The organism is Cetobacterium sp. (assembly GCF_048470075.1).
Classification (GTDB): domain Bacteria; phylum Fusobacteriota; class Fusobacteriia; order Fusobacteriales; family Fusobacteriaceae; genus Cetobacterium_A.
In genome coordinates, this window is the sequence record NZ_DBGBQB010000005.1 from 1 (window position 1) to 5,786 (window position 5,786).

Annotated in this window: 7 protein-coding genes, 1 pseudogene and 1 riboswitch; of the genes and pseudogenes, 5 read left to right on the forward strand and 3 right to left on the reverse strand. The window is 30.7% G+C overall.

The features are described from left to right. Positions 1-10: 10 nt before the first annotated feature. Positions 11-664, reverse strand: a complete 654-nt coding sequence (locus ACMOUI_RS00125) for a YczE/YyaS/YitT family protein (RefSeq protein WP_418963717.1) — start codon at positions 662-664, stop codon at positions 11-13. A gap of 93 nt (positions 665-757) precedes the next feature. Continuing rightward, positions 758-859: riboswitch (TPP riboswitch) on the forward strand. Between the two features lie 91 nt (positions 860-950). Between ACMOUI_RS00125 and thiS the strand changes: the two genes are divergently transcribed. The 5 genes from thiS to thiE are packed head-to-tail and all read left to right on the forward strand — an operon-like array spanning position 951 to position 4,212. Then, positions 951-1,148: a sulfur carrier protein ThiS gene (gene thiS / locus ACMOUI_RS00130; RefSeq protein ID WP_418963718.1), complete on the forward strand. Its 198-nt coding sequence runs from the start codon at positions 951-953 to the stop codon at positions 1,146-1,148. 5 nt (positions 1,149-1,153) lie between these two features. After that, positions 1,154-1,921 carry a thiazole synthase gene (locus ACMOUI_RS00135; protein ID WP_418963719.1) on the forward strand — a complete coding sequence of 256 codons (768 nt, stop codon included), beginning with the start codon at positions 1,154-1,156 and terminating at the stop codon, positions 1,919-1,921. An 8-nt stretch (positions 1,922-1,929) separates the two neighbouring features. Next, entirely contained in the window at positions 1,930-3,039 is a 1,110-nt protein-coding gene (thiH, locus tag ACMOUI_RS00140) for a 2-iminoacetate synthase ThiH (RefSeq protein WP_418963720.1), read from the forward strand. Then, on the forward strand, positions 3,036-3,581 hold the full coding sequence (gene thiF, locus ACMOUI_RS00145) for a sulfur carrier protein ThiS adenylyltransferase ThiF (protein ID WP_418963721.1): 546 nt from the start codon (positions 3,036-3,038) through the stop codon (positions 3,579-3,581). Before thiH ends, thiF begins: the two co-directional genes overlap by 4 nt. Further along, on the forward strand, positions 3,568-4,212 hold the full coding sequence (gene thiE / locus ACMOUI_RS00150) for a thiamine phosphate synthase (RefSeq protein WP_418963722.1): 645 nt from the start codon (positions 3,568-3,570) through the stop codon (positions 4,210-4,212). The genes thiF and thiE overlap by 14 nt, the downstream gene beginning before the upstream one ends. Positions 4,213-4,242: 30 nt before the next feature. Here thiE and ACMOUI_RS00155 read toward each other — a convergent pair whose 3' ends face one another. Both ACMOUI_RS00155 and ACMOUI_RS00160 read right to left on the reverse strand, forming a co-directional pair. Next, positions 4,243-4,923 (reverse strand): LytTR family transcriptional regulator DNA-binding domain-containing protein, encoded by a 681-nt coding sequence (locus ACMOUI_RS00155; protein WP_418963723.1) that lies wholly within the window; start codon positions 4,921-4,923, stop codon positions 4,243-4,245. Continuing rightward, positions 4,924-5,786 (reverse strand): annotated as a pseudogene (locus ACMOUI_RS00160) (hypothetical protein); the annotation flags it as partial. It abuts the gene before it with no gap.

Here is a 5,786-nt window from a genome sequence, read left to right on the forward strand (position 1 = left end):
CCTTTTTTGTCTATTTTAATACTTTTCTCTTTAAAAATTTAAACTCTGATATTAAACTTCTATGTTCTAATTTTTTTATATCTTGACTATTTAGCTTAAAAAAATATTGAATTAATGGACCAACACACAATGAAGAGATAACAGTTCCTATTCCAATAGTACCCCCTAAAATATATCCAAGCCCCAATACAACAATCTCTATACAAGTCTTTATTTTCCACAGTGGGTGTGTCGATTTCTTTGTTAAAATAACCATCAATCCATCTCTAGGACCACAACCTAATCCAGTTGATATATACATGTAACACCCATAACTGAATATTAATATTCCAACTATTAATATCAATATCTTTTTTAAAAGAATATCCCCTTTAGGTATTATATCAAGATAGATATACATATCAATAAATACTCCTACCAACAGAAAATTTATAACAGTTCCACTTCCAATTGGTTGCTTTAAAAATATACTAAACAAAACAACAAAAGCTCCAACCAAAAGATTTGCCTCTCCTAAAGTTATTCCTATGGTCTTATTTAATCCTTGATTTAGAACATCCCAAGGTGATAGTCCCAAATTGGAGTTTAAAATAGTCACAACTCCCAACGCACATAATAGCAATCCCAACATCAACTTTAAATATCTTAACATTTCCCGCTTCATAGTCTTTTCCTTTCGTAATTTTACTTGAAATATTATATCACTTTTTAATAAAAAAGAAAATTTTATTTGATTTTTTTTCAATTTAATGTAAAATGTTCTTGCTAGGGGTGCCTTTTTGGCTGAGAGACTTTTAAAAGTTAACCCTTTGAACCTGATTTGGTTAAAGCCAACGTAGGGAAGCTATTTTATTTAGTTATAATATAACTGATTAAAAAGCTATGCCTATATTTGGGTATAGCTTTTTTTTATAAAATAGCCACCTTAAAATATAAAGGAGGTAATATAGTTGAATTTTAAATTTAATGGTAAGTTAACATCAATAGACTCCAAAATTACAATTGAGGAGTTTATTCACTCTTTAAATCTTGATATCAACAGTGTCATTGTTTTATTTAACGATAATATTTTAAAGAAAGAACACCTGAATACCCCTATTGAAGAGGATTGCTCAATTGAAGTCTTAAATTTTGTGTGTGGAGGTTAAGAGTTATGGATAAATTATTTATTGGTGGAGTGGAGTTCAGTAGTCGTCTTATCACTGGAAGTGGAAAGTTTTCAAGCTATTCACTTATAAACGAGATGCTTACTAGTTGTGGAAGTGAGATGATCACTGTAGCTTTAAGAAGAGTTGATTTAACTGGTAAAAGTGAAAATATTTTGGAGTATATACCTAAAAATATTAGGCTCCTTCCTAATACCAGCGGTGCTAGAACTGCTGAGGAAGCCATTAAAATTGCTAGAATTGCAAAAGCAGCAGGGTGTGGAAACTTTATAAAAATTGAAATTATAAGTGATATGAAATATTTAATGCCTGATAATGAGGAGACTATAAAAGCTACTGAAGTTTTGGCTAAAGAGGGATTTATCGTCATGCCATATATAAATCCTGATCTGATAGTTGCTAAAAAACTAGAACTCGCTGGGGCTGCTGCTATCATGCCACTTGGAGCTCCAATCGGGTCAAATAAAGGGCTTTTAACAAAGCCTATGATTGAAATTCTTGTAGAGAATTGTACTCTACCTATTATTGTTGATGCTGGAATTGGAAAACCATCTCATGCTTGTGAAGCCATGGAGATGGGATGTAGTGCTGTTTTAGTTGATACAGCAATCGCTACCAGTGGAGACCCCGTTAAGATGGCCATAGCCTTTAACAAAGCTGTTCAAGCTGGACGTGAGGCATATTTAGCTAAGTGTGGGAAAATTAGTAATAGCGGTGTTGCTTCATCTCCTCTTACTGGTTTTTTAAGGGATTAGTGAGCAATATGGAAAATATTTTAAAACAGTATGAATCTTTTAACTACAATAGTTTTTTTGAAAACTTAAATCTCTCTGATATAAAAAATATCATTGAAAAAAGTGGTGATAAAATTCTTGATGACTTTGAATTTTTAGCTTTACTCTCTCCCAAGGCTTCCACTCTATTGGAGAGTATGGCATTAAAGGCCAATGCTATAACTGAGCAATATTTTGGTAAAGAGATCCATATTTATGCACCTTTATATATCTCAAATATCTGTGATAATGAGTGTACTTACTGTGGTTTTAAGCATTCTAATCCCATCAAAAGACGTCACCTAACTTTTGAAGAGATTGAAAAAGAAGCCATATATATATCTAAAACGCTTGGAATACACAGTATTATCCTACTAACTGGAGAAAGTTGTATAAACTCTATTGAGTATTTAAAAACCTCTATTAAAATCTTAAAAAAATATTTTTCTACTGTTATAATTGAGGTTCAACCTCTTTCTCAAAATGAGTATGAGATTCTATATGAAGCTGGTCTAGATGGGGTCACTGTCTATCAGGAGTGCTATCATAAAAAGACTTATTCAAAATATCATTTAAAGGGAAATAAAACTGATTATAACTATAGATTAGAAACTCCTAAAAGAGCTGCTTTAGCAAATTTAAGAGCTATTAATATAGGTACTTTATTCGGTTTAGGCTCCCCTGTTGAAGAGGCTTTTTTAGCAGGTATTCACTTAAAATATTTAATAAATAATTTTTTAAGGTCACAATTTTCCATATCTCTTCCTAGAATAAAAGAGGCCTATAGAAATATAAAGCCTGAAAATATTGTTAGTGACAAGGATTTTGTACAATTTCTTTTAGCTTATCGTTTGGCTTTTCCTATGGCTGGGATAAACATATCCACTAGAGAGAGTAAAAACTTTAGAGATAATCTGTTACCTCTGGGAGTTACTAAGTATTCAGCTGGTTCTGTTACAGAGGTTGGGGGCTATTCCCTTTCAAATAACTCTGAACCACAGTTTGAAACTGATGACCATAGATCGGTTCAAGAGATTGTATCCATGTTAAAAACAAATGGATATCAACCAATTTTTAAAGACTGGGAAGGTGCAATATGATTAAAATAGGTATTGCAGGTTGTGGAGGAATTGGATCCAATGTTGCTATGAATCTCGTTAGAGCTGGTATTAAAAACTTTACCTTAGTTGACTTTGATATAATTGAAAAGTCCAATTTAAATAGGCAATTTTATTTTGAAAAACAGGTTGGGGCTCATAAAGCTCCAACCTTGATGGAAAACTTAAAGTCCATCGATAAAGATGTAAATATTGATTTTTTTATAGAAAAAATTAATAGCGAAAATGTACTGGACTTTTTTAAAGATTGCCACATTATTGTTGAGGCTTTTGATAAGAGCGAGTTTAAAATACTTTTAATTGAAAACTATTCAGATAGATATATTGTCTCTGCAAATGGAATTGGTGGAAGAGATTTAGAAATTGTTAAAACTGTAACATTTAATAGATTAAACATTGTTGGCGATTTCTGTACTGATATCTCAACCTATCATACATACTCAACAAAAGTTATGTTTATAGCCTGTATTATGGCTAATAAAATTTTAGATATAATAGGAGGTTTTCCCCATGAAAAACTTTAAGCTACCTGTGGGAGTTTATGCCATAACAGATGCAAAATCTGGAAAAAATAAGAGCTTTTTACAATACTGTGAGGAGCTATTAAAAGGAGGGGCTAAAATTATACAGTATAGAGAAAAAAATAGAGATTTAAAACTTCTTTTAAAACAAGCAAAGGCTCTAAGAGAATTAACATTGAAATACAATGCACTTTTTATTGTAAATGACTATCTGGATATCGCTCTCTTGGCAGAGGCTGATGGTATTCATATAGGTCAAGATGACCTTCCTCTAAAAGATGTTAGAAAAATTTTAGGTGATGATAAAATTATTGGTATCTCCACTCATAATCCAGAAGAAGCTCATCAAGCAATAGTTGATGGAGCTGATTACATTGGAGTAGGTCCTATTTTCCATACAGAGACTAAGGAGGACGTGTGTGCTCCTGTCACTTTGGAGTATCTAGATTTTGTAGATAGGAATATAGATTTACCCTATGTTGCTATTGGTGGTATTAAAGAGAGTAATATCCATCAAGTTTTAGCTAAAGGTGCAAAATCAATCTGCCTTGTTTCTGAGTTAGTTGGAGCTGAAAATACTTTTGAAACTACAAAAAGAATCAATGACACAATAATTAACTGGCACAATAACTAAAAAAACCTCTAATAAAATAGAGGTTTTTTTCTACATTCCTAGAACTATCTTATTTCTCATTAGATTACATCTATCTTCAAGTTCTTTTAATTTAGTTTTACTTGTATATATAAACTCCTTATTTTTAAAAACAATTATCTCCTCTTTAAAATCCAATACTTCAATTAAATCTAAGTTAACAATTGTTCCTCTATCCAACTTATAAAAGATATTTGTATGTATTATTTTTTCCTCCACCTCTGAAAAATTTTTCTTAATATCAAAAATCTCTGAATCTATTAGATGAAACTCAGTTCTCCTTGAAATACTTGAATATGTTATATAGTTTATTTCAGAAAAATTATATATTCCCCTTTTAAAACTATCAAATAGGTAGAAAGCTGTTATTTTAGTATCTTTTTTTTCTAACTGCTGTATACACTCCTCTAGCTCAAATATATCTTTTCTCACTATACAATCATCCACTAAATCACTTAAAAATAGTTGTCTCATCTCTCTGGTGTCATTTTCTCCTACCAGAGCTATAACTTTTAAGTCCCTTTTTTTATATTCAATTAATTTTTCCTTTAGTCCCTCGGCTTTTGAATCTATTATAACCACATCTATAGTCTCTATCCCTGAGACATCTTTTCTCAAATCCACGCATCTATATGGAATCACTTCAGTTAAAATTACTTTCAAATTATTATCTACATCTATACCTAGTCTCATTTAAACCAGCTCCTCATATAGAGAATCCAAACGAATTTTACTTACAATGCTCGAAATTTTATCTGAAAGATCCAATAAAAAATTCTGTTCCTCTATTGTTAAAGAGGTATCTCCCTCTTCGATAAATATAAGAGCTATATATTTATTTTCATTGAAACCAACTCTATAAGCATAGTCATATCCCTCTATTTTTAAAAACTCCTTTGGTATCACTACGGAGTTGTCATCATTAAAATCTATAAACTCCTTATATTCCTCTGGATCAAAGAGTATCTTAGCTTTAACTCCCACTAAACTCACATTCTTTTTTATCTCTTTTTCTAGAATTTTTTCAAATGTTTTTATATCTCTAACTAAACACAATCGATTATAGATTCTATCCACAGCTTCATTTTTATACCTCATTATATTCTCGATAATATTTGTATAAAAGTCCAAAATAACTATCGTACTTATAATCATTGCAGGTTCTGTCAATGTTTTAAAATAAAAAAGGGATATATAACTCAGTGTAGCTCCAATGGAGTACCTTATAGCTCTCATCACATTTTCTGTGTATATTTTAAAAATATAAAAAACAAGACACCAATAGATATAAGATATCTCCATTAACTCTATAAAATAGTATAAATTTCTCTCTTTTGGAAATAACTCTCTAAAAAACTCCAAAATAAAGTAAGTTATACCTATTGCAATCCAGCTAAATGAGATTTTTTTTCGAACTTTTTTTCTCTGTATAAAAAATTGAAAAATTGAAATTATGAATATAACTCTTGTTAAATCAATTGTTCTTCTCAGTAATCTAGTAGCATTTAAAAACATTGGAGCTTCCTCCAGTAGATACACATACAATTGAGGAGAGT

Coding starts and splice junctions, on each gene's coding strand:
- thiH (WP_418963720.1), top strand. CDS start 1,930: ATGGAAAATATTTTAAAACAGTATGAATCTTTTAACTACAATAGTTTT.
- ACMOUI_RS00125 (WP_418963717.1), bottom strand. CDS start 664: ATGAAGCGGGAAATGTTAAGATATTTAAAGTTGATGTTGGGATTGCTA.
- ACMOUI_RS00135 (WP_418963719.1), top strand. CDS start 1,154: ATGGATAAATTATTTATTGGTGGAGTGGAGTTCAGTAGTCGTCTTATC.
- thiF (WP_418963721.1), top strand. CDS start 3,036: ATGATTAAAATAGGTATTGCAGGTTGTGGAGGAATTGGATCCAATGTT.
- ACMOUI_RS00155 (WP_418963723.1), bottom strand. CDS start 4,923: ATGAGACTAGGTATAGATGTAGATAATAATTTGAAAGTAATTTTAACT.
- thiE (WP_418963722.1), top strand. CDS start 3,568: ATGAAAAACTTTAAGCTACCTGTGGGAGTTTATGCCATAACAGATGCA.